The sequence below is a fragment of the Listeria monocytogenes genome (assembly GCF_041765605.1).
GTDB classification, from domain to species: domain Bacteria; phylum Bacillota; class Bacilli; order Lactobacillales; family Listeriaceae; genus Listeria; species Listeria monocytogenes_D.
In genome coordinates this window covers 2,825,318-2,847,362 of record NZ_CP168900.1, presented here as the reverse complement: position 1 = coordinate 2,847,362, position 22,045 = coordinate 2,825,318, and the positions used below count along the sequence as shown (strand labels likewise).

21 protein-coding genes are annotated in these 22,045 nt (G+C 39.7%); 13 read left to right on the top strand and 8 right to left on the bottom strand.

The window, feature by feature from the left end; translation table 11 throughout:
- Positions 1-43: 43 nt before the first annotated feature.
- A complete protein-coding gene (locus tag AB2Q86_RS14615; protein WP_003728623.1) occupies positions 44-1,771 on the bottom strand; it encodes an ABC transporter ATP-binding protein in 1,728 nt (575 codons plus the stop codon).
- Positions 1,772-2,101: 330 nt separating this feature from the next.
- On the opposite strand from AB2Q86_RS14615, the gene AB2Q86_RS14610 reads away from it, so the two are divergent.
- The 8 genes from AB2Q86_RS14610 (at position 2,102) to AB2Q86_RS14575 (ending at position 8,705) form a co-directional block, all read left to right on the top strand.
- Entirely contained in the window at positions 2,102-2,791 is a 690-nt protein-coding gene (locus AB2Q86_RS14610) for a Crp/Fnr family transcriptional regulator (protein ID WP_003728622.1), read from the top strand.
- Positions 2,792-2,931: 140 nt separating this feature from the next.
- The gene (gene fsa, locus AB2Q86_RS14605) at positions 2,932-3,576 is read left to right on the top strand and encodes a fructose-6-phosphate aldolase (protein WP_003725036.1); all 645 of its coding nucleotides are present in this window, start codon (positions 2,932-2,934) and stop codon (positions 3,574-3,576) included.
- Between the two features lie 18 nt (positions 3,577-3,594).
- The gene (locus AB2Q86_RS14600) at positions 3,595-3,942 is read left to right on the top strand and encodes an SH3 domain-containing protein (RefSeq protein ID WP_003728621.1); all 348 of its coding nucleotides are present in this window, start codon (positions 3,595-3,597) and stop codon (positions 3,940-3,942) included.
- A 116-nt stretch (positions 3,943-4,058) separates the two neighbouring features.
- Positions 4,059-5,267, top strand: coding sequence for a multidrug efflux MFS transporter Lde (lde, locus tag AB2Q86_RS14595; protein ID WP_012582313.1), 1,209 nt, complete (start codon positions 4,059-4,061; stop codon positions 5,265-5,267).
- Positions 5,257-5,547 carry a helix-hairpin-helix domain-containing protein gene (locus tag AB2Q86_RS14590; protein WP_012582314.1) on the top strand — a complete coding sequence of 97 codons (291 nt, stop codon included), beginning with the start codon at positions 5,257-5,259 and terminating at the stop codon, positions 5,545-5,547. Before lde ends, AB2Q86_RS14590 begins: the two co-directional genes overlap by 11 nt.
- On the top strand, positions 5,540-6,229 hold the full coding sequence (locus tag AB2Q86_RS14585; RefSeq protein WP_003728619.1) for an NAD-dependent protein deacylase: 690 nt from the start codon (positions 5,540-5,542) through the stop codon (positions 6,227-6,229). Before AB2Q86_RS14590 ends, AB2Q86_RS14585 begins: the two co-directional genes overlap by 8 nt.
- A gap of 117 nt (positions 6,230-6,346) precedes the next feature.
- Positions 6,347-7,681: a hemolysin family protein gene (locus AB2Q86_RS14580; RefSeq protein ID WP_014589149.1), complete on the top strand. Its 1,335-nt coding sequence runs from the start codon at positions 6,347-6,349 to the stop codon at positions 7,679-7,681.
- Positions 7,682-7,748: 67 nt separating this feature from the next.
- On the top strand, positions 7,749-8,705 hold the full coding sequence (locus AB2Q86_RS14575; RefSeq protein WP_003728618.1) for a LacI family DNA-binding transcriptional regulator: 957 nt from the start codon (positions 7,749-7,751) through the stop codon (positions 8,703-8,705).
- A gap of 4 nt (positions 8,706-8,709) precedes the next feature.
- On the opposite strand, the gene AB2Q86_RS14570 is transcribed toward AB2Q86_RS14575, so the two are convergent.
- From AB2Q86_RS14570 to AB2Q86_RS14555, 4 genes are read right to left on the bottom strand one after another with little or no spacing between them, the layout of a single operon-like run.
- Positions 8,710-9,843 carry a glycerate kinase gene (locus AB2Q86_RS14570; RefSeq protein ID WP_012582316.1) on the bottom strand — a complete coding sequence of 378 codons (1,134 nt, stop codon included), beginning with the start codon at positions 9,841-9,843 and terminating at the stop codon, positions 8,710-8,712.
- On the bottom strand, positions 9,840-11,522 hold the full coding sequence (locus tag AB2Q86_RS14565) for a sugar phosphorylase (protein ID WP_012582317.1): 1,683 nt from the start codon (positions 11,520-11,522) through the stop codon (positions 9,840-9,842). The genes AB2Q86_RS14570 and AB2Q86_RS14565 overlap by 4 nt, the downstream gene beginning before the upstream one ends.
- A 1-nt stretch (position 11,523) precedes the next feature.
- Positions 11,524-14,172: a glycoside hydrolase family 38 C-terminal domain-containing protein gene (locus AB2Q86_RS14560; RefSeq protein ID WP_012582318.1), complete on the bottom strand. Its 2,649-nt coding sequence runs from the start codon at positions 14,170-14,172 to the stop codon at positions 11,524-11,526.
- Positions 14,173-14,232: 60 nt separating this feature from the next.
- Positions 14,233-16,191 (bottom strand): fructose-specific PTS transporter subunit EIIC, encoded by a 1,959-nt coding sequence (locus tag AB2Q86_RS14555; protein ID WP_012582319.1) that lies wholly within the window; start codon positions 16,189-16,191, stop codon positions 14,233-14,235.
- A gap of 165 nt (positions 16,192-16,356) precedes the next feature.
- Here AB2Q86_RS14555 and AB2Q86_RS14550 point away from each other — a divergent pair, with 165 nt between their 5' ends.
- The 3 genes from AB2Q86_RS14550 (at position 16,357) to AB2Q86_RS14540 (ending at position 18,185) form a co-directional block, all read left to right on the top strand.
- Positions 16,357-17,109: a MurR/RpiR family transcriptional regulator gene (locus tag AB2Q86_RS14550; RefSeq protein WP_003728613.1), complete on the top strand. Its 753-nt coding sequence runs from the start codon at positions 16,357-16,359 to the stop codon at positions 17,107-17,109.
- Between the two features lie 82 nt (positions 17,110-17,191).
- Positions 17,192-17,560, top strand: coding sequence for a hypothetical protein (locus AB2Q86_RS14545; RefSeq protein WP_003725024.1), 369 nt, complete (start codon positions 17,192-17,194; stop codon positions 17,558-17,560).
- Positions 17,561-17,573: 13 nt separating this feature from the next.
- Complete coding sequence (locus tag AB2Q86_RS14540) at positions 17,574-18,185, top strand: HAD family hydrolase (RefSeq protein ID WP_003728611.1); 612 nt, start codon at positions 17,574-17,576, stop codon at positions 18,183-18,185.
- 42 nt (positions 18,186-18,227) lie between these two features.
- Here AB2Q86_RS14540 and AB2Q86_RS14535 read toward each other — a convergent pair whose 3' ends face one another.
- The 3 genes from AB2Q86_RS14535 to AB2Q86_RS14525 form a co-directional block, all read right to left on the bottom strand.
- Positions 18,228-18,632: a cupin domain-containing protein gene (locus tag AB2Q86_RS14535; RefSeq protein ID WP_003737753.1), complete on the bottom strand. Its 405-nt coding sequence runs from the start codon at positions 18,630-18,632 to the stop codon at positions 18,228-18,230.
- The gene (locus tag AB2Q86_RS14530) at positions 18,632-19,087 is read right to left on the bottom strand and encodes a MerR family transcriptional regulator (protein WP_003728609.1); all 456 of its coding nucleotides are present in this window, start codon (positions 19,085-19,087) and stop codon (positions 18,632-18,634) included. Before AB2Q86_RS14530 ends, AB2Q86_RS14535 begins: the two co-directional genes overlap by 1 nt.
- An 84-nt stretch (positions 19,088-19,171) precedes the next feature.
- Positions 19,172-20,053 (bottom strand): helix-turn-helix domain-containing protein, encoded by an 882-nt coding sequence (locus AB2Q86_RS14525; RefSeq protein WP_014589148.1) that lies wholly within the window; start codon positions 20,051-20,053, stop codon positions 19,172-19,174.
- A 169-nt stretch (positions 20,054-20,222) separates the two neighbouring features.
- Between AB2Q86_RS14525 and AB2Q86_RS14520 the strand changes: the two genes are divergently transcribed.
- Entirely contained in the window at positions 20,223-20,672 is a 450-nt protein-coding gene (locus AB2Q86_RS14520) for a MarR family winged helix-turn-helix transcriptional regulator (RefSeq protein ID WP_003725020.1), read from the top strand.
- On the top strand, positions 20,669-22,021 hold the full coding sequence (locus AB2Q86_RS14515; RefSeq protein ID WP_003728607.1) for an MATE family efflux transporter: 1,353 nt from the start codon (positions 20,669-20,671) through the stop codon (positions 22,019-22,021). The genes AB2Q86_RS14520 and AB2Q86_RS14515 overlap by 4 nt, the downstream gene beginning before the upstream one ends.
- The last annotated feature ends 24 nt before the right edge of the window (positions 22,022-22,045 follow it).

The following is a 22,045-nucleotide window of genomic DNA, read 5'->3' as shown; positions in this document are numbered from 1 at the left end:
GATGCATTTGCGCATCGTCGCTTTTTTATTTCCCGGGAAATAGTTATTTTAACTGTTGCTCTGCAAAGGAAGCGTAAAGTGGATGAGAAGCAACTAATTCACTATGCGTGCCGCGACCAGTTATTTCACCATGTTCGATAAAGAGGATTTGGTCGGCGCTTACGATAGTGGAAAGACGGTGGGCGATAACAAAAGTAGTACGACCTTCCATTAAGTTTGCCAAAGCTTGTTGAACAATTTGTTCGGACTGGCTATCTAAACTAGCTGTCGCCTCGTCTAACATGAGAATATTAGGATTACGTAAGAAAGCTCGGGCAATGGCAATTCGCTGTCTTTGGCCTCCTGAGAGCTTCACGCCACGTTCGCCGACTTCGGTGGCCATTTTGTCAGGAAGCTCGGAAATAAAGCCGTCAGCATAAGCTAGTTTGGCTACATTCCATAGCTCATCTTCCGTAATTTCTCGGTCCAACCCGTAACAAAGGTTATCGCGAATTGTGCCAGAAAGCATCGCACTTTCTTGAGAAACGTAACCAATTTGTGTACGCCATGAGTTAATCGAAATCTCGGAAAGCGGGATGTCACCTACAAAAATTTCTCCTGTATCCGGTTGATAGAAACGTTCTAAAATCGCAAATAAGGTTGATTTTCCTCCACCACTTGGGCCGGCGAATGCGATAACTTCTCCAGGTTTCGTATCAAAAGAAACATGTTTTAGAATAGGATCGCCTTCATTATAAGAGAAGGAAATATCAGATGCGCGAATGGTTTTTCCGCTCACATCTACTTTTTTACCAGCGTCGAAATCTTCCTCTGTTTCATTTAAAATATCCGCAATTCTCTCTGTTGCACCTTTTGCTTTTTGAAGTTGGGCGAAGAATGTCGCGAAAGAAGTGACGGGAACAATAATTTGGAACAGATAGAGTAAAAAGGCGATGAGGGTACCTGTAGTCATCGTTCCTGCTGAAACACGAATCCCACCGTAACCAATGATGCCAACGATAACACCCATGACAACAAAGAAAATCAGCGGTCCAAGCACAGCGACAACTTTCGCCTCACGAATTCCAAAACCAAATAGACGATTAATCCCTTGATGACCAGCTTCTGTTTCCAGTGTTTCCGCATTCGAAGCCTTCACGAGTCTAGCTTCTGATAGGGTCTGGCTAATGGAACCAGTGAAGTCAGCTGTTTCATTTTGAAGCCCTTTAGAGATTTTAAACATTTTCTGACCAAGTGGCGCAACAACTAGAGCTGTAATTGGAACGGCCACTAAGATGATAAGTGTCATTTTCCAGTCCATGAAGAACAAAATAATAATCGCGCCGACAACCGAAATTATCCCCGTTACAAATTGCGGGAAATGGTCGGCAATTAGCTCTTTAACCACGACTGTATCATTTACCATGCGGCTTACCATTTCGCCAGTTTTGGTATTATCAAAGTAAGACACAGGCAAATGCACAATTTTTTTCCACAAACGCTCGCGAATGGTTGCTACGACTTTTTGCCCCATATAGTTAAGTAGGAAAATCGAGAAGCCATTCGTTATTGCTTGTAAAACAAACGCCAGAACTATTAAAGCAATCATTTTTACATCGAGTGAAGCTATCGAAAAGCCATCAATTAAGTTCTTTGTAAAAAGCGGGACAACAAGGCCAGCAACTGTAGTTATCACACTGGCAAATAAAGCGCAGAAAATTATCCAATTCGCAGGTTTTGCGCTAATAAGTAACTGGAAAAATTTTCGCCAACTATATTTTTTTTGATCCATTCATTTCACCCTTCCTGAGTTACCTATCCATAAATTACTTACTTTTTAAGTATAATCAATTTATCTAAAAATAAACCAGTCTAAAGTGGTAATTATGGAATTAATATCGGGATTTGGAATATTTAGCAAAAGTAACAAAAAGTTCGAATTTATGTCGAAACAGCAAGCGAGAATGATAAGTAAATTAAGTATTATATAAATAGTTGTAATATAGTTAACTTTAATTGTGTTTTCGGGTTTTTATCAATGACTAAGAATGGAATTTTGAGTATGGCCTTTATGATATAATTACGAGGAGTTTTTTCAATATAATATAGCAAAGGAGAGAATATGCTATTCTTAAAAGAGCTTGAATCCAATCTAACGGTTAGCAAATTAATGGAGTTGTGCTTTGAACATCCAAATTACAAAGACTACTGCTCGGTTATCAGCACCAAGAAGGGTGAGGTTCTAGAAAGTTTAAGTCCGGCTGGAACAAAAGTATATTTTGTTCTAAGCGGCATATACGGGATGATTGTAGAGAAAGATGCAGAAATGGAAGAAGATAGCTGTAAAGAATGCATTGTTCGTTTCTTGCAAAAAGGAGATAGTTTTGGATTATATCATCTTTTTTATGATGAATGGAGCCCACATGTTTCGATGCAAAGCTTAGGTCACGGAGAAGTTATGGAAGTAGATAGCAATTTCTTGTTCTCTATTTTCGACAAAGAAGATGAGAATAACTTTTTTATGATTAAAGTGATGGCAGAAGAATTACGTGAAGCCCATACATTTGCAAAACTAAGCTTCTTAAAAAAGGAAGAACGAATCCGCAAAGCCATTCTCAAATGCGCTCAAACTTTAGGAACGTTTTCTGATAACGGGATATTGCTACCAAGAGAAATTACGCAAGAAGTACTTGCAAGATACACCAATACATCACGCGAATACGTGGCTCATACGGTCATGCATTTAATTAAAGAGGATATAATTAGAAATAGACCAAAACCTCTCTTAGTGATGGACAAAACGCGATTATAAATTTGTTTCACGTGAAACTTTTTGGAATGCTCAGTGGCATTCTTTTTTTTGTGGAAAAGCACTTCGAAAGCATTATTCACCTTTTTGCGTTATAATGGCTCTGTAATTGAAAGCGCTTGATAGAAAAGGAGGATGTTTTAATGAGATTTTTTATCGATACAGCGAACGTAGAAGAGATTAAAAAGGCTAACAGAATGGGGTTCATTGCGGGAGTCACGACAAACCCATCGCTTGTTGCCAAAGAAGGTCGCGATTTTAATGAGGTCATTCAAGAAATTACATCCATTGTTGACGGACCAATTAGCGGCGAAGTAGTAAGTTTAGAAGCAGATGAGATGATTGCGGAAGGTCGAGTTATTGCAAAAATCCATCCGAATATGGTTGTAAAAATCCCGATGACTGGCGAAGGTTTGGCAGCTGTAAAGGTGTTGACGGAAGAAGGCATCAAAACCAATGTGACACTCGTATTTTCTGCCACGCAGGCCTTGCTTGCGGCAAGAGCTGGTGCGACATATGTATCGCCATTTTTAGGACGATTAGACGATATAGGTGACGATGGTTTGGTTCTGATTCGTGACATTGCGGATATTTTCGAGATTCACGGGATTCCAACAGAAATTATTTCAGCAAGTGTGCGACACCCAATCCACGTTATTGAATGTGCCAAAGCCGGTGCCGACATTGCTACGGTGCCATTTAAAGTGTTCGAACAAATGCTAAAACATCCGTTGACCGACAGTGGGATTGACAAATTTCTTGCAGATTGGGAAGCGGCGAAAAAATAAAGAGGTAGGTTTCTAACTATGAATCAAACATTTATCGTGAAAAAAGAACATGTTAGTCAATATCCAAATCCCCTTTTTGTGAATAAAAATGAGTCTATTTGGGTGTTTGAAGAAGATACAGAATATCCAGGCTGGATTTTTTGCAAAGTGAAGTCGTCCGGAAAAGAAGGCTGGGTTCCGAAACAAATTATTCAATTGAGTAATGATGGGAAGAGTGGAACCGTATCAGAAGACTACTCTGCGCGCGAATTAAATGTTCAACCAGGCGATAAATTAGAAAGTAATCGCGAGCTAAATGGTTGGGTTTGGTGTGTGTCAGAAGAAAATCAAGCTGGCTGGGTACCACGAGAAAATTTAGAAGCATAAAATGTTCCACGTGAAACATTTTACGTAAATATAGCAAAAAAGCGGAGGGTTTAGTTTTACTTTCGCTTTTTTTGTGGAATAATTAAGGATAACGATAGAAGAATCTAGGTGGGTTTATGGAAAATTGGAAGAAGAATTTGTATGTTGTCTGGGTAGGGTGCTTTCTAACCGGGACCGGATTAAATTTAATCATGCCATTTTTACCATTATATATTGAAGAATTAGGGGTGCATAATCCAGATCAAGTAAGCATGTGGTCAGGGATTGCACTTAGTTCGACCTTTTTAGTATCAGCTATTATGTCACCAATTTGGGGTAAACTAGCTGACCAAAAAGGGCGGAGAATTATGCTTTTGCGAGCTGCGCTAGGTATGGCGATAGCGATGATTCTGATGGGACTCGTAAGCAATGTATACCAATTTGTTGGTTTGCGCTTATTAATGGGGATTTTTTCAGGATATATTTCAACAGCAAATGCTCTTATCGCTACACAAGTTCCTCGTCATCGTAGCGGCTGGGCTCTCGGGGCATTATCAACGGCGGCGGTTTCGGGTGTGCTAATTGGCCCGTTAATTGGCGGAGCGCTGTCTGATACATTTGGCGTCAGACCAGTGTTTTACATCACAGGGGTACTTCTTTTAGGTAGCTTTTTCCTCACACTGTTCTTCGTAAAAGAGAACTTTACACCAGTAGAAAAAAAGGAAATGCGGTCGGGGAAAGAAGTCTTCTTATCGCTTAAAAACCCGGGCTTGATTATTTCCTTATTTATTACGACAATGATGATTCAAATTGCATCCAACTCAGTGAACCCGATTTTGACATTATACGTGCGTGACTTGGCAGGAAATGCGCAAAACATTGCTTTTATTAGTGGGATGATTGCATCTGTTCCAGGGGTTGCGGCGCTTATTGCAGCACCGAGACTTGGGAGATGGGGAGACCGAATTGGTTCGGAGCGAATATTGTTAGGTGCGCTCATAGGTTCAATGTTACTCCAAATTCCAATGGCTTTCGCACAAAACCCGTTACAACTTGGGATTTTACGTTTCTTATTAGGGCTTACAGACGGCGCCTTGCTTCCAGCGGTTCAATCGTTGCTTACAAAAAATACACCGCGCGAGGTTTCAGGTCGGATTTTTGGATATAATCAATCGTTTCAATACATTGGGAATGTCATCGGGCCGCTTGTTGGGTCAAGTGTTGCCGCGCATTTTGGTTACGGAGATGTCTTCCTTGTAGTTGCGGGCTTTATTTTTATCAATGTACTAATCAGTTTTTATTTCAACCGAAAAATGCACGGAGAGAAGGGAAATCATGCCAACTGATCTAATAAAATTACCAGGAATAGGTAAAAAAATGGTGTTAATGTTAAATGAAATTGGGATTGAAGAGGTTGCTGATTTAAGAGGGAAGAATCCGCTTGAGTTATATGAGAATACTTGCGATAAGCGAGGCGAGAGAATGGATCCTTGTGTACTTTATACGTATCGCTGCGCAGTCTACGTTGCTGAAACGGATGAAGCGGAGCAAGATGTTGATTTGCGAAAATGGTGGAACTGGAAAGATAAACAACATACAAATGAAAGGAATTTAAAGAATGAATAAGTTGAATGAAGCACTTAAAAAAGCTGAACGCATCGTTTTTCTAACTGGGGCGGGTGTTTCTGTCCCTTCTGGAATTCCGGATTATCGCTCGAAAAACGGCTTATATGCTGGGATGAGTAGTCCGGAATATATGTTGAGTCATACGTGTCTTGTGCGTGAACCGGAGAAGTTTTATCAATTTGTTACAGAAAACATGTACTATCCGGATGCAGAGCCAAATGCGATTCATACAAAAATGGCTGAAATCGAAGCGGAAAAAGATGTCACGATTATTACGCAAAATATTGATGGGTTGCATGAAAAAGCGGGTTCAAAAAAAGTTGTGAATTTCCACGGTAGTTTATATCATTGTTATTGCCAAAAATGCGGAATGTCTGTTACCGCGCAGGAGTACTTGAAATCGGATATCCATTCGGGTTGTGGTGGCGTCATTCGTCCGGATGTGGTGCTTTATGAAGAAGCGATTTCAGAAAGTGCGATAGATCAATCACTTGCAGCTATTAGACAAGCGGATTTGATTGTTATAGTAGGGACTTCTTTCCGTGTGAGTCCGTTTTGTAATTTAACCGATTATCGAAATAAAAAAGCGCGAATTTTTGCTGTGAATAAAGAACGAATTTCGCTTCCTTATCCTTTTGAAATGATGGAAAGCGACGCGGTGAAAGTTTTTGCGGAGATTTGAAACCTTGCAGTAATAGGGGTGGCGTGATAAAATTTTCTTAACCGGCAAATTGTCCGGAATATTTAGAGAAAATGCATGGTCGTTTTCTCGATGAAAATAAGGAGTGGAGAGTTCCATATGAACCCTGACCCCGAGAGTCAGCAGATTATCTTGCAGTTAATTCTTATTGTGGTGTTGACAATGCTCAACGCATTCTTTGCCTCAGCAGAGATGGCACTTGTATCACTGAACAAAAATCGTGTAAAAAGCCAGGCAGAAACCGGTGATAAAAAAGCGGTTATGCTAGCTAAACTCGTAGATGATCCAAGTAAATTTCTAGCTACTATTCAAGTTGGTATTACGCTTGCGGGATTCTTCTCCAGTGCGTCAGCTGCGACTAGTATTGCGACTAGACTTGAATCCGTTTTTGGAGGAAGTAGTTTTGCGAAAGAGTTATCCATTATCGTCGTGACTATTGTGCTATCTTATATCACGTTAGTTTTCGGTGAACTTTATCCAAAACGTTTAGCACTTCAAAAATCAGAAAAAATTGCCCGTGTTTCTGTGCGACCAATCATGGCAGTTGGTGTTGTGCTTCGTCCGTTCGTGAAATTCCTGTCTTTTTCAACTGATATTCTTGTGAAATTAACGAGAATGGAGAAAAATACGGATAATGAAAAAATGACGCGAGAGGAAATGCAGCTACTGATTGAAACCGGTCGACGTGACGGTGTAATTGAGGTAGAAGAATTACAAATGCTTCGTGGTGTATTTGAAATGGATAATAAATATGCGCGTGAAGTGATGGTACCGCGAACAGATGCGTTTATGGTTGATGCCGAAATAGAATCGGAAGAACTTTGTGACGCATTATTAAGTGAGAATTTTTCAAGGGTTCCCGTTTATACAGGCGATCAGGACTCGGTGCTAGGTATTCTGCATATGAAAGATTTTTTTGCGGAAGCGAGAAAGTCAGGTTTTGAAAACATTGATGTGAAAGCGCTCGTTAAAGACGCGTATTTTGCGCAAGAGACGATGTTTATTGACGATCTACTTAAAAATATGCAAAGAACTAGAAATCAAATGGCTATTTTAATGGATGAATACGGTGGTGTTGCAGGAATTGTCACTGTAGAAGATTTATTAGAAGAAATTGTTGGCGAGATTGACGATGAAAATGATGTGTTTTCTGATGAAGTAAAGAAAATTGATGAGACGACATTTATCGTAGAAGGCCGCATGCCGCTTGATGATTTTAATGAAATGTTTCACGTGGAACTTCCATCACGTGGCGTAGATACTGTGGCTGGATTTGTGCTTACTTTAACTGGGACAATTCCAGAAGAAGATGATAAAGTAGTAGTAGAATACGGTACACTTCGATTTACAGTAGAAGAAATGAATGATGCCAGACTGGTTTCGGTTCGTGTTGAAAAAGACATCCAAACAAGCGAACTTGAACAGATGGCTTAATGATAAAAATAGGAGTGCGGTATGAGAAATCTGTCCGCACTTTTTTCTTAGGAATGAGGTTTTTAAAATGCCAAATATTAAAGAAATAGCCAAATTAGCGGGAGTTTCAGTGACGACAGTGTCACGAGTGCTCAATAACCATCCGTATGTTGCGGAGGAGAAAAGAGCCCGTGTGCAAGCTGTTATTGATGAATTAGATTATTCACCTAACCGTAGTGCCATGGACTTAGCGCGTGGGAAAACAAATACGGTTGGCGTGATTATACCTTATAATGATCACCCGTGGTTTGACAAAATTGTAAATGGTATTTTGGAAGTAGCTTTTAAAAACCGTTATTCGGTGACACTTTTTCCAACAGGATATGATCCGAAAGAAGAAGAAAAGTACTTGATGCGTCTTAAAACGAAACAGGTGGATGGCCTGATTATTACTTCTCGTGCCAATAATTGGGACGTGATTTTGCCGTACCTAGCGTATGGGCCGATTATTGCGTGCGAGTATGTGGAATCAAAAGAAGTATCGTGCTCTTATATTGACCGCGTGAAAGCATACCGGGCTGGATTTCAGTTTTTGGAAGATGAAGGTTATAAAAAAGTGGCTTTTACAGCGGGGAGAGCATCGCGTGAAAGTACGAGTACATATGGAAAAATCAATGCTTATGAGCAAGTTTTTGGTCCAGTGGGTGATAATCGGTTTTTAAGTGAGTGTTATACGCTTGAAGATGGTTTGAAGGCTGGGGAGCATTTTTTCGCAGAGGGGAAAGACTGGCCTGATGCGATTTATGCGAATGGTGACGAGGTTGCGGCGGGGGTTATGTATCACGTGAAAAAACTCGGTCTGCGTGTTCCGGAAGATGTCGCTATTTTAGGGCAAGAAAATCTCCCAATTGGTAAGGTTTTAGAAATCACAACGCTTGATCATAACCTAAAAAAATTGGGAGAAAATGCTTTTACTATTTTTGAGCAAGGTAAATTGCAAAGAATTAAAGTGGAGCATGAGCTGATTAGAAGGAAAACAGTCTAAAAAATTATTTGCCAATTAAAGTTAATTTGGCAATGTTTTCCGCCGTGCGTTCGAGGTTCTTTGTTGTATTTTCGAAAAGAGTGGGTAAATCTGTTATTTCTGGGATGTTTGGGAAGAACGCATCGATACCGTGTTGTTGGGCGATATTGTTTTCGAGTGCAAGGCTACCGACGATTGCTAGGACGAAACAACCTTGTTTTTTAGCTTCTTGAGCGATTTGAACAGGGATTTTCCCCATCATCGATTGCTTGTCCATTCGCCCTTCGCCAACAATGACGATATCCGCATCTTTCATTTTATCCTTCATATTAGAAAGTTCCATAACAAGAGCTGAACCGCTTAATACGTCTGCATTTAGGAAAGTCATTAGTCCGGCAGCGATACCACCAGCGGCTCCGGCTCCTTTTTTTGTAGTGATTTTTTGAGATGAAAATTGATCAAGTTTTGCCCCGTAGTTCTGCATGGCGTGCTCTAGTTGAACGAGCATTTCGGGAGTTGCGCCTTTTTGAGCACCGAAAACGAAGGTAGCGCCGTTTTCTCCAAGAAGTGGATTCGTGACGTCACAGGCTATTTGGAATTGAATGTTTTTCAGCTTTGGATTAAGGTTGCTGGCATCAATGTAGGCTAGTTCTTGCAAATGAATGCCACCGGGCGGAATAGGCTGTTTGTTTTTATCAAGTAGTGCAACGCCCAAAGCTTGGATTAGCCCAGCGCCGCCATCGTTTGTACCACTTCCGCCTAGCCCGATAATGATTTTTTTGACGTTGTGATTCAGTGCCGCCAAAATTAGTTCACCGACGCCTTTAGAGCTCGCGTAAGCTGGATTGCGGTCTGCCGCTGGGATTAAATCTAATCCAATCGTGTTGGCGGACTCGATAATCGCAGTTTCTTGGCTAGTGTGAATACCGTAGGAGGCCGTTATTTTGTGACCGTTTAGGTTGGTTACTTCTGCTTGGAACAATTCCACCTCGGAAGACTCACTTAAAACAGTAAGAAAACCCTCACCCCCGTCAGAAACAGGGGCAAGGCTAATTTGATCGGCTGGACGAGCTTTAGTCCAGCCTTTTTTTATGGCAGTTGCTACTTCCACCGCAGTGGCGCTCTCTTTGAATGAATCAGGTGCGATGACGATTTTCATTGGACAGCCTTCTTAATCCAGACAACTTCATACGCAGTTAAATCAAGTTCACTCGCAACGGGTTGATTAGTTAATAAATTCGTGCCAGAGAAAGCGAGCGTTTTGCGGATATTGTGAGAAGTGACATTGATAATTCCGTAAATACATTCTTCCTCAGATTCCCGTTTTATCGCAAAAACATCTGGTCCTAAATCTAAAATTTCTTGGGTTGCAAATGGTGAAAAAGCGGCGTGGTTTCGTCTGATTTGCACCAATTTTTTCAACGATGTGAAAATGGTTTGGCGATAAGTGTCTGTTTCAAGTTCATGAACCAATTGATTTTTTTCCAGTTTTTCACGGTTGATGCGGCGATTAATACCGGATTCTTCGTAACCAACAAGGTCGTTTTTAGAACCTAGAAGGGAATGATAGTAAATCGCTGGGACGCCTTGAAGTGTTAGCAAAATACTATGGGCAGCGATAATTTTTTTCGTTACGAGTTCTTCGGTTGTGTCTTCGCCCGGGTTTTGCAGAGCTTCACCGTAGTTAATATTAAGTTCGTATACCGACTGCGTGCCATCTGCGTTGTCTTTATAGGAAACTTGGCCACCGTTTTGGACCGCTTTTTGGACGAGAGAATTGATTTCTTCGTCGGAAAGAATTCCGGTCGCAGGGCGCATACCAATTCCGTCATGACTTGCTAAGAAGTTAAAATAAGTCGCTGTGCTAGAAACTTGTGAAATGGATTTCGCCCACTTCGAAAGTTTCGTTGTATCATGGCAAGTGAAGGTATGGAGCACAAGTGGCGGAAGCGGGAACTGATAAACCATATTTGCTTCATTTTCGCCATCGCCAAAATAACTAATGTTTTCTTCATGAGGGACGTTGGTTTCTGTGATAATTTGCAGATTCGGATATAGTTCATCAATCAGCAGACGCCAAAGCGAAATGATTTCATGCGTTTCTGGTAGGTGCATACAAGTCGTGCCAGATGTTTTCCATAAAAATCCAATGGCATCAAGACGAATGCTTGTAGCTTGTTTGGATGCATAGAAAAGCAGGACATCTGTTAAGGCTACAAGGCAATCGATATTACGGACGTTTAAGTCTAACTGATCTTCGCTAAAAGTAGTCCAAAGTTCTTTGCCGTTTTCGTATTGGTGGAATAGCGGAGAAGTCCGCGGACGTGTGACGTTTTTATAATCAAATTGGCTGTCCTTCTCGATGAAAAATTGATTGTACGGCGCTTCGTTATCGGAGAATCGCTTGAACCAATCACTTGATTTCGACATATGATTGGCTACGAAATCAAGCATCACTCGGAAGTTCTCAGACATTTTTTGAACGTCATCCCAGTCGCCAAGCTGTTCGTCAATTTGCTTGTAGTCTGTGACAGAGAAGCCATCATCTGACGTACTAGGGAAAATCGGCAGCAAGTGGACATCTGTAATAACATCTTGTGCATATTCTTGTAGGAACTCATTTAATGTTTGTAACGGATGCTTGTTTTTTTCGAAAATGCTGTCGCCATAAGCAATAAGATAGACGTTTTTTTCGGAAATAGTATCAATCGAACCACGCGCATTATTAGAATAGTTTTCAGCGCATGCGAGCATTTTTTCCAAGTATGCGGGTTGGTATGCAGCTTGATAAATTTTTCTTAGTTTTACTTCTATTTGATTAACCAGTTCGGTTTGCATATTATTCTCCTTCCAACAAAATAGTTGCAAATCCTTTTTTAGGAATACAGATAGTGTTTTCTTTTAGTTCTGCGATTTTTTCCTCCGCTAGTGAAACTTCAAAACTGGAAGCGTTAGTTGTCCAGCGAACGATTTCTTCTTTGTCTGATGGGTTAAATAGGCGGATAATTGTGCCAGTGCCATCCCACGATTTTTTGCAAGTGCTCATGAATACGTTCAGGTTATCTAGTTCAAAGATAGAATTTTGAGCTGGCAAACGGTCGATTGGATAATCTACTTCAAAGCGTTCTAGGCGCTCTTCAAATGTATTTAGGTTTTGTAAGTGATAGGTTTCTGTATGACCTTCAAAAATGTTAGCTTGCGTGTAGAGCGTTTGTTCATTTAGTTTCTCAGGTTGTACGTACACAGCATATTCAAAAATCATTTCTTCGAGCATTTGACCGTCTGGTGTAGGAACGACTTTGTTATTAATACCGGAAGCGCGGCCTGGACGCCACATGAGATCATCTTTTCCAAGCAAACCATTACTTCTGAAAAGAGTTAATGCGATTTCAGCAGTTTTCGGTAAGATTTCATATTCTTTGATACCGCCAACTAACAAGGCAAGTGTTGCGTCTTCTTCAGAAACAGCGACGATATTTTCCACTGGGAAAATCGGCACAGGTGCTTCCACGAATTTGTCCTCGCGCCAGTTTGCAAGGTAAGGGTTTGTGACGCTGCGTTTCATGAGGCTATAACCTTGGTCTGCGTAAGAATATTTAGGTTCTGCTACATTGGTTTTGATCAATGCTCTAATGCGGTGGTCTTTTACTTTATTGTCAATCGTATGGCGAACACGGACGAATTCTTCACCGTCAAAAAGTTCGATTTCTGTTAAAATTTCAAATGTTTCTGTACTTGTTTTTTGTGCGCGGGCTTCTAAATCTTTCGGAACTACAGCAGTATGTTTTAACATCATTTTGCTATATAGATGATTTTTTTCAACGGTTAGTAATTCGCTTGTTTCGATATAGATGGCTTGGTCGCCTTCAAGTGGTGAGAAGTCAAAGGAATCCCCAGCGTCAGCCACATTTTCGAAGCGAATAAGGTCATTTATAATGCTTTGTTGTTCTTTATTTAAAAGATTGATTTTCCCGTTTTCGAATTGAACAATGATTTTTTCATTTTCAATTGTTTGTTTGGAAATGCTGATTAATTGGTCCATTTCTGTAGTAACGGTTTTCACTTGCAATGTTTTGTAACCAAGTGCAGGGATTAGACCGCTTTTCAAGTAGATTTCTGTACGATAATAATCAGGAACAGCAACTTCTTTTTCGCCTTTTGCAGTTACAATTACTTTCCGTCCACCGTCTAATTTTTCTTGATGTACAACGCTGAAAGTCACTTCCGCATCACCGGAGAACAGTTGGAATGATTTTTCAGGAGTGAATAATGTTAGTTTTGCAGTTCTTTCTTCTGCCACTGGGTTAGTATTGAATAATAGCGCAATATTTTCGTCGCCCATTTCCTGACTAACGGCCTTCGTAATTTGTTTTTTCAAAAGGTTAATTAAGCCATCTGTCATCCGAAGTGCGCTAGTTAGCCGAACTACGATGTCATGGTTTGCATCATCAGAATTCGAAGCACCAATACCGTTATGAGCGTGGCTATCAAATAATTTTTTCCAAATAATATCTAACCAAGGTTTAGGATATTTGATTCCGAATTTATTGGCCATTGTTGCAAGTGGTTCTAGAATGTTGACTAATCTATTTTCTACTAAGTAATTAAGACGTTTAATATCGTAGCGTTCTGAACGACATGTGTGGTGGATTCGTGATTTTTGGCAAGCAAGCAGTTCACCAGTGATTTCGTTCGGGAAAGTAGAAGTCCAAGCATCATTCATAAATGCTTCGTAATCGGACAGAATGAAGGTATAACCTAAGTCCATCTCGTTCAATTCCGCGACAATTTCCGGGAAGTTTTCACGCACAAGTACTTGGTCGCCGCCTGCTGGTAAAAGAAGGACATCTGTATGTGTGTTCATTTCAGCAAGTCGATCTAAAATTGGAAGAAGACGAGTTTCTACATAGCTTTTTTCACTGCTTAAAAATTTACCAGGTCCATAACCAAAGAAAATATTGTTGGTTGGGATGGACTTGTTGTCTGGAGAAGTCCAGTGGAAGTTAAGGTCATCTTGCACTTGATCGTTATAAACACCACGCTGGAAAATACTATGCTCCATATTAAATGATTTATAAATAGCTGGTAGATAAGCATGTTGCCCAAAAATATCTGGGGAATAACCGATGCTCATGCTATGACCGAATTCTTCGCCCATTTTATAACCATAAAGTAAGTTGCGAATCACAGCTTCTGTTTTAACTAACAAGCTATCGGTTTGTGTATACCACGGACCGACGAATAGACGACGATCTTGGATAAGTTTTTCAACGCGCGCTTTATTTTCTGGACGAATATCTAAGTAACGCTCAATGACAGACATTTGACCATCAAAGGAATAACTTGCAAAGGAATCTTTTGTTTCTAAAACGTTTAAAAGATAGTCTAAATTCTCAATTAATAAGATATTGGAATCTTCCATGGTGAAATACCATTCGTGATCCCAGTGGGAATGTGCGACAACATGTACAATTTTATTTTTTTTCATTTTAAAAACCTCTCAAATTAAGTGACAGGTACTAACGAGAGTACCTGTCAGCCTATTTTTTTATTTGATTTTATTTTCTTTACGTGTGATTAAGCCGTAGCGTACGAAGATATTCGCGAATGTGATAAAGGCGATACCTACGATTAAACCAATCGCATAGGCCCAGAAATTTTCAACGAGCGGCCAACCCCAAATTGCTGGAAGTGGAAGCCATTGTACTGCACCAAGTAAAACTGCAGTAACCGCACCAAGAGAAGCCCCAATCATATTAATTGGAATAGTGATAAGCGGATTTTGTAGCATAAACGGTATCGCGCCCTCTCCTATGGCAATAAACCCTAGGAAAATAGAGGTTGTACCTGCAACACGTAAGTTTTCATCAAAAACACGACGTTTAACAACATATTTATCTAATACAGTCGCAAGCCCAAGTCCGATTGGCGGGATAACGATTGCTAAAACACGAGCAGTTAGCGGGAAGATTCCGTCTGCTGCGAGTCCGATTGCGATAGCTCCGGCTGCTTTATTGACTGGTCCACCTAAGTCAAATGCAGTCAAACAAGCAATAATTGTCGAAAGTAGTACAGCACTTGCATCTTGATTTTGAATAATTAGTTCTTGTAACCATGCGTTTAAGCCCCCGAATACCGGGTCGACCACATAGTAATTGACGAAGAACAAGACTAAAACGGTAATCCCTGGAATCAGGAACATTGGTTTCATAGCTTGTAAATTTTTGTGTAATTTAATTTTTTCGTTTAAGAATTTAGCAACAAATCCGGCAATGATACCTAAAATTAGAACACCGAAGAATCCAGATGGTATACCGCCATCTACGCCCCAGAAGGTGTAATGTAGCCCCGCTGCGAAAGCACCACCGATAAACCCAGGAGCAAGTCCAGGACGGTCAGCAATTGAGTAAGCAAGGAAGGCACCGAAAACAGGATACATGAATTTCATAATCATATTTCCGTATAAACCGAGATAATGGAAGATTACAATAAGCTGGTTAGAGTTTGTTGCATACTCTGGATTACCAATAACTTTTTCAAGACCAAAGGCAGTTGCGCCAAGTTGGCCAATACCAATCATTAAACCACCTGCGACAATAACAGGTAACATATAAGAAATACCAGTTAAAATCCCACGATAAATTTGCGAGAAAACACTGCTCTTATTATTATCAAATTGCTGTTCGGAACCATCTGTATCAGCTTTAACATAGCCATCTGGTTTGCTTAATACAGTTTCAATCATTTCTTTACCACTACGAAGTGGCTCAGCGACACGTCTTTGGATAAAAGGCATTCCGGCGAAACGTTCTTTATCTTTTGCGGTAATATCTGTCGCGAAAATGACTGCTTCTGCGCCTTTAAGGATTTCAGGAGTAATGCGGTCTTCAATACCATTCGCACCTTGTTTTTCGACGATAACTTCAATACCAAGTTCTTTACCAGCTAGTTCAAGGGCTTCCGCTGCCATATAAGTATGGGCGATACCCGCTGCACACGCTGTAATAGCAACGATTTTTCGGTTGTAATCTACTTTTTCATCTTCTTGTTGTTCAGAATCGAGTACGGTCATAAATTCGTTTACTGTAGGAGCGGTAGAAATGCTCTCAATAAAAGCAGGGTCGAGTAAACGCTTACTTAAAGCTGCTAAAAGTTCTAAATGAGTTGAACCGGCTTCGTTTTCTGGAATAGCTAATAAAAAGATATATTTTACTTCATTTGTTGGATCAATGCTGCCCCAAGAATTAATTGGTTGATTGATACGAGCAAATGCAAAAGCAGCTTTTTTAACGGCTTTAGATTTACCATGTGGAATAGCAAAACCTTTCTCTAAACCAGTTTCAGAAATCTTTTCGCGTTCTAAGACAGCTTTTTTGAATTCATTTTTATCTGATAAAACTCCTTGATTGTGTAAAGCATCAATTAATCCATCAAATACTTCTTCTTTAGTGCGCCAATCTTTATCTAAAAAGATGAGTGGCTCCGATGTAATATCGCTTAATTTCAATGCTATCAGCTCCTTTATTAACAGTCTTTTCCCTAGGTTACTTTAGTTATACCATATTATTTTTTTGAAAAAGTACGAAAATCGTACAATTGTACGCAGTGTTGTTCATTCGCTTTTATTTCATGTATACTAAAATTAATTCGGATAGCCATGGAGGTATTTATTATGTCAGCTACTTCACTTTATCGCTTGTTTGCGCCTCAAATTGAATTTTTAAGTCCTGCTGAAAAACAAGTTTTCTTCTATATTGACAACCATATTTCTACCATTGAAAAAATGTCCCTCACATCTCTAGCGGAGTCCACCAATGTCAGTACCACAACCGTTATTAGAATGTGTCATAAATTAAAGCTTTCCGGTTTTTCTGAGCTGAAATTTTTACTTCACTCGGATAAAACAGAAACAAAACCCCTTTCAAAAGACTATTCATCTACATTTTTAGAAAAAATTCGTTTAGGAATTGAGCAACTTCCAAAAAAAGAAATTGAACAAGTCGCGACAAGAATTGCTTATGCACCTAAAATCTATATTGCCTGCCTAGGTATGACGAAAACATTAGGAGAATATTTTTCCAAAAGTCTTGTCACATCGAAAAAGAATGTAGTTTTCACCTATGATTCATTTATTATCGATATTTTGCCACAAATTGTTGAAAGAGATGATTTGATTATTATTATTTCTGAAAGTGGCGGCACCGAAAACACCCTTTCACTCGCGGAACATTTAAAATATAATTTATCGAATGTCATTGCGATTGTGAATAATCCTAATGCCCAGATTTCTCAATATGTAGAGACGATTATCTATGCTTCCAGTGAGGAGTTTGGTGAAGATTTATTTAAGCATCATCATGCCCCACTGTTAATCGTGATTGACTTGATTCTAAATATTTTTGAACAGCAAAAAAAACTTATTTAAAATATTTTTATGAAATTGCTTGACATGAAACCCATTTCATCATTTAAAACTAATATATAAGGCAATGAAGGAGGCGAATGATATGAAATTAGATGGGGTATGCAAGATTAATTCAGCACTTGGAATGGAGTATCAATTCGGAGAGTTTTACATCGATAGAGACTATCTTGTTTTTGACCAAGATTTTAGCTTGGGTATGAAAAAAAGACAAACGTTTCCTGTTGCAAAATTAGGGCATATTGCGCTAGTTCGTGAAGAAGAGGAAATCATGCTAACATTTAGCTGCGATAATATTGAATTTGAAATAAATGGAAATTCCCATGATAATTTGCGCGAATTTCGGGATTTGCTTCAAAATAAAGGCACCAACAGCGCAGAAATCCAAAAGGCGGAAAGTAAGAAAAAAGCAAGATATACAACGCACCATTATCACAACTTCGCTAAATCTTGAAGGAGGAAATTATATGTATAAAGCAATAATTTTTGACGTAGATGGAACAATTCTAGACACGGAGAGAGCTGTTTTGCATTCTCTTCAAGCGGTTTTAGCCGAAGAAGGATTAAGTTATGAACTGGACGAATTACGATTTGTACTTGGAATTACTGGAGCTGCTGCGGTGGAACAATTAAACATTCTGGATCAAGAGAAAGTATTGGATAAATGGATTGAACGAGAAGCAACTTTCATTGAAGAAGTAGAGGTGTTCGAAGGCATTCATAAAGTACTGCATGCTATTCCAGAAAGCGGTGTTGTCACTTCTAAAAACGCGTTAGAAATGGAAAAAGGTTTCTATCCGTTTAATATCCAGGATCATTTTCAAGCGATTGTTTGCGCAAGTGATACCGAAAACCATAAACCTCACCCAGACCCACTGCTTAAAGGATTAGAAATTCTTGGAAGAGAGCCACATGAAGTGCTTTATGTTGGTGATTCTTCGTACGATATGAAATGTGCCCATGCGGCCGGAGCTCATTTTGGCTTAGCGCTTTGGGGTGCAAAAACAACAGATGGCTTTGAAAAAGCAGAACTTGTCTTCGAAAAACCAGAAGATATTTTAGCTTATGTAAGTAAATAAATAAAACCCGCCAACCTTGAATGAAGGCTAGCGGGTTTTTTGTTATAAGTTATTGTAATGCTCGTCGGAAACAGGTTCTAACCAAGTAGTTCCACCTAATTCCACGTTTGTCGAAATGGCTAAATGGACAAACCAGCTATCTTTCGTAGCGCCGTGCCAATGTTTCACGTCTTTCGGGATAGTTACCACGTCACCCTCTTTAAGTAACTGAGCGGGTTTTCCTTCCTCTTGATAGTAGCCAGTTCCGCCTGTCACAAGTAGGATTTGTCCGCCGTCATGTTTATGCCAGTTGTTTCTAGCTCCCGGTTCAAACGTAACGTTCCCAATCGGGCAATTGTAAACAGTATCTTCTGGGACAAGCATTTTTAAATAAGCATTACCGGTAAAGTAGTCATTAGTAATCAGTTCACCTTTATCAAAAATAACGCTGTTTTCAAGTGTACTCATTATGAATTACTCCTTTCGACATTAAAATCTTTTAGTTCTTCTTGAGCCGGAATGAGGTGGGTATCGTAATTGTCTATTTTGAAGTCAAGTCGATCGAGCGCTTCTTGCATGACATCAATGCGATTTTTCAACTCCATGCGTTGTTCTTTCAGCAATTCGGCGCGAGCTTCCAGCGTGTGTTCGCCTTCCCGGAAAAGTGCCAAGTAATCAATTAGTGTTTCAATAGATAAACCAGCTCGGCGCATTTGGCGACTAAACAAAATCCAGCGTATGTCTTCTGCGCCAAATTTGCGAATCCCATTTTCATTACGATGTATAGGTGGAATTAAACCAATGCGTTCGTAGTAGCGAATTGTATCGGCAGAAACGCCACTTTTTTCACTAGCTTCTTTGATATTCATCGTTAAGTCTTCCGAAGCATCCACCACATAAAAGCTAATTTTATTTTTGGTCATAGCCATTCTCCTTTACTGATTTTCTATAATGATTGTATTCCTTGAAGTGGACTTTAAGTCAAGCGAAAAAGCAACCATGATCATTTATTCATGATTGCTATTATTTGTTTGAAGTGTAGACAGATAAGCTAAGAGCAATCCATCCATTTTGCGGAGAGATAAGTTTGTTTGTTCATAGAATTTGTCCAAACGATATTGAATGGTATTTCGGTGCATAAAAAGTTCTTTAGCCGTGAGACTGATGTTTCCTTGGTTTTTAAATAACGTATGAATCAGTGGAATCCAAGTGTCATCTTGATGGAAAAGATCGTTGAGTTCATTCGTGATTAAACTTTCTTTCATTCGAAGCGCGATAACTTTTAAACTTTCGGAAGCCACGGTCTGAACTACCTCACGATTATTATGGTTGAAAATGGCACGTTCTTCTGCAAATAAACCACGCAATCGATCATTTAAAGGATGGAAAAGACCCATGAAAAAAGTGGATTGTATATAGAAATCATTTTCAAGCGTACCGGCAACGGCGATTAGTTCCTCTTCGCCAAGCAGCGACCCCGTTGATTTTTCAATAATAACGCCATAGTTAGTCGAAAACATAATTAACTCAGCTTCTGGACTGAAAAAACTCAGCAAAGCCTTTTGCCACTCTTGTAACATGCTTTTAGTTGTAGTTGTCTTAATATGGAACTGCGTAATGCGATATGTTTCTTTCTCATTTGTTATCGCCAATTCCTTGTTTCCAAACAATAAATCGAACCAAAATTGGGTAGATTCTTTAGGAAATGTTGGTAATGGTTCTGGAAATAGCGTATGTAATAACATCGCTTCTTCTTCTGAAAGATTGCTTTTAGGAATAGTAAAATAATACGGTTCTTCGAAAAAAGAAATCGTATCTGAACTGGATTTTATTGGATTTTTTGAAACGACTATATTGGGATATCTATTTTTTAATATTTTAATATGCACAGTGGATAGCACCCCTTCTCTATTCTTTATTTTTACAAAAGAAAGATAGGAAGTCAAATTATTGCCCGGGAAATAAAAAGGTTGCGCAGTCAACTAAAATCCTGCTATACTATAATGGTTGACGCCGCAACTAATTATGTGGCGGATTTTTTTATGAGGAGTCGGATAAATGGCAGATAGACAGGAAAGCTTAGCGAAAGCCATCGCAATTATTCATCGTTCAGAAAGCACTTTTAAAAATAAAAAATTACTAGAAACTGGTCTTAATATAGGTCAATTACGTTATTTATGGACGCTTTATAAAGAAGATGGTATTTCCCAAGAATCTATGGCGAAAAGGTTTATGGTCGATAAAGCAAGTGTGACAAGGCACATTAAGCGTTTGGAAGAACTGGGGATGATTCGCCGTGAAATTGATGCGAAAGATAGGCGTATTCAGCGGATTTTTGTGACGGAAACTGGTTTTCAGATGCGCGATTTAATTGAAGAAGTGACAGCCGAATGGTCCGCACTTTTAACAGCGAATTTTAGTGAAAAGGAAAAAGATGACTTAATGCATTTGATAGGACGACTTTCAGATAATGCGATTATAGCAGTCGAAGGAGGAGAATCTGAATGAAAGAACAGAGTAAACGATTAGGTGAAGATAGCATTCCTTCACTCATGGCGAGATTGTCGATACCGGCATTTATCGGCATGTTTGTTATGGGGATGTATAATATTGTTGATACGATTTTCGTGTCATATGGCGTTGGACCATCAGGGGTTGCAGCACTTTCAATTGCATTCCCAGTTCAAATGATACTAATGGCAATGGCAGCGATGTTTGGGATTGGTGGCGCGTCGATTATTTCCCGCTCGCTCGGTGCTGGGGAACAAAAACATGCGGATAAAGTATTCCATCAAGTTATTTGGTTAGTGCTTATTTCCAGCATTTTTATTGCAATTGTAACCTTTATTTTTTTAGATCCGCTTATTACACTTTTTGGAGCACCGGCGGATATTCATGATATTGCCAGTGATTTCTTATCGCTTATTTTGTTAGGCGCAGTGTTCCAAACCTTCGCGATGGCGATGAATAATATCGTTCGCTCAGAAGGTAATGCGAAAACAGCGATGTTAACCATGATTATTTCCGCTATTTTAAATATGATTTTAAACCCAATTTTCATTATGGGATTTGGTATGGGCGTTCGTGGTTCTGCCCTTGCAACTGTTATTGCACAGGCTGTTGGCGCGATTTGGCTCTTGATTTACTTTTTATCAGGAAAAAGTACTTTATCTTTAAAAGGGTTCTCATTCCGAATGGATTTCCCGCTGATTCGCCGGATTATGGCAATCGGGTTCCCGTCATTTATTATGATGTCCGCAGGTAGTATCGTGACAGTTGCGGTAAACTGGATGCTTAATATTTATGGTGGAACGATGGCGATTGCAGTATACGGAATTGCGAACCGGATTGCGTCGTTCGTCATTATGCCAATCAATGGTGTTACACAAGGGATGCAACCAATCGTCGGCTTCAACTACGGTTCCAGACAATTCGAACGCGTAATGAAGGCTGTTAAAGTATCAATGATAGCTGCAACTGTGATGTCACTAATTGCTTGGGGCTTGGTAGAAATTTTCCCAGGAATGCTCGTACGAATTTTCTCTAACGACCCAGAACTGATTGCACAAGGAACAAATGCTGTTAGATTTATGCTACTAGCTGCGCCAACAATTGGTTTCCAAATTGTCTGCGGTGGGCTATATCAAGCACTTGGTCGAGCAAGAATTTCATTCATCATTTCCCTAATGCGCCAAATCATCTGTTTAGTACCACTTTTACTTATTTTGCCGCAGTTCTTCGGTTTAGATGGTATTTGGTACGCCTTCCCATTAGCAGATTTAGGCGCGTTCACCGTCTGTCTAGTGATTATGAGCAAAACATGGCGCCGAATTTTTAAAAATCCCGAGATAGTTTAAGGTAAAACGAATTGGGTATTTTCT

Excerpts from the sequence above, each read along its gene's own strand:
- AB2Q86_RS14530 (WP_003728609.1), bottom strand. The coding sequence starts at position 19,087 with ATGACCAAAAATAAAATTAGCTTTTATGTGGTGGATGCTTCGGAAGAC.
- lde (WP_012582313.1), top strand. The coding sequence starts at position 4,059 with ATGGAAAATTGGAAGAAGAATTTGTATGTTGTCTGGGTAGGGTGCTTT.
- AB2Q86_RS14580 (WP_014589149.1), top strand. The coding sequence starts at position 6,347 with ATGAACCCTGACCCCGAGAGTCAGCAGATTATCTTGCAGTTAATTCTT.
- fsa (WP_003725036.1), top strand. The coding sequence starts at position 2,932 with ATGAGATTTTTTATCGATACAGCGAACGTAGAAGAGATTAAAAAGGCT.
- AB2Q86_RS14550 (WP_003728613.1), top strand. The coding sequence starts at position 16,357 with ATGTCAGCTACTTCACTTTATCGCTTGTTTGCGCCTCAAATTGAATTT.
- AB2Q86_RS14535 (WP_003737753.1), bottom strand. The coding sequence starts at position 18,632 with ATGAGTACACTTGAAAACAGCGTTATTTTTGATAAAGGTGAACTGATT.
- AB2Q86_RS14570 (WP_012582316.1), bottom strand. The coding sequence starts at position 9,843 with ATGAAAATCGTCATCGCACCTGATTCATTCAAAGAGAGCGCCACTGCG.
- AB2Q86_RS14520 (WP_003725020.1), top strand. The coding sequence starts at position 20,223 with ATGGCAGATAGACAGGAAAGCTTAGCGAAAGCCATCGCAATTATTCAT.
- AB2Q86_RS14600 (WP_003728621.1), top strand. The coding sequence starts at position 3,595 with ATGAATCAAACATTTATCGTGAAAAAAGAACATGTTAGTCAATATCCA.
- AB2Q86_RS14615 (WP_003728623.1), bottom strand. The coding sequence starts at position 1,771 with ATGGATCAAAAAAAATATAGTTGGCGAAAATTTTTCCAGTTACTTATT.
- AB2Q86_RS14565 (WP_012582317.1), bottom strand. The coding sequence starts at position 11,522 with ATGCAAACCGAACTGGTTAATCAAATAGAAGTAAAACTAAGAAAAATT.
- AB2Q86_RS14545 (WP_003725024.1), top strand. The coding sequence starts at position 17,192 with ATGAAATTAGATGGGGTATGCAAGATTAATTCAGCACTTGGAATGGAG.
- AB2Q86_RS14515 (WP_003728607.1), top strand. The coding sequence starts at position 20,669 with ATGAAAGAACAGAGTAAACGATTAGGTGAAGATAGCATTCCTTCACTC.
- AB2Q86_RS14560 (WP_012582318.1), bottom strand. The coding sequence starts at position 14,172 with ATGAAAAAAAATAAAATTGTACATGTTGTCGCACATTCCCACTGGGAT.
- AB2Q86_RS14590 (WP_012582314.1), top strand. The coding sequence starts at position 5,257 with ATGCCAACTGATCTAATAAAATTACCAGGAATAGGTAAAAAAATGGTG.
- AB2Q86_RS14585 (WP_003728619.1), top strand. The coding sequence starts at position 5,540 with ATGAATAAGTTGAATGAAGCACTTAAAAAAGCTGAACGCATCGTTTTT.
- AB2Q86_RS14575 (WP_003728618.1), top strand. The coding sequence starts at position 7,749 with ATGCCAAATATTAAAGAAATAGCCAAATTAGCGGGAGTTTCAGTGACG.
- AB2Q86_RS14540 (WP_003728611.1), top strand. The coding sequence starts at position 17,574 with ATGTATAAAGCAATAATTTTTGACGTAGATGGAACAATTCTAGACACG.
- AB2Q86_RS14610 (WP_003728622.1), top strand. The coding sequence starts at position 2,102 with ATGCTATTCTTAAAAGAGCTTGAATCCAATCTAACGGTTAGCAAATTA.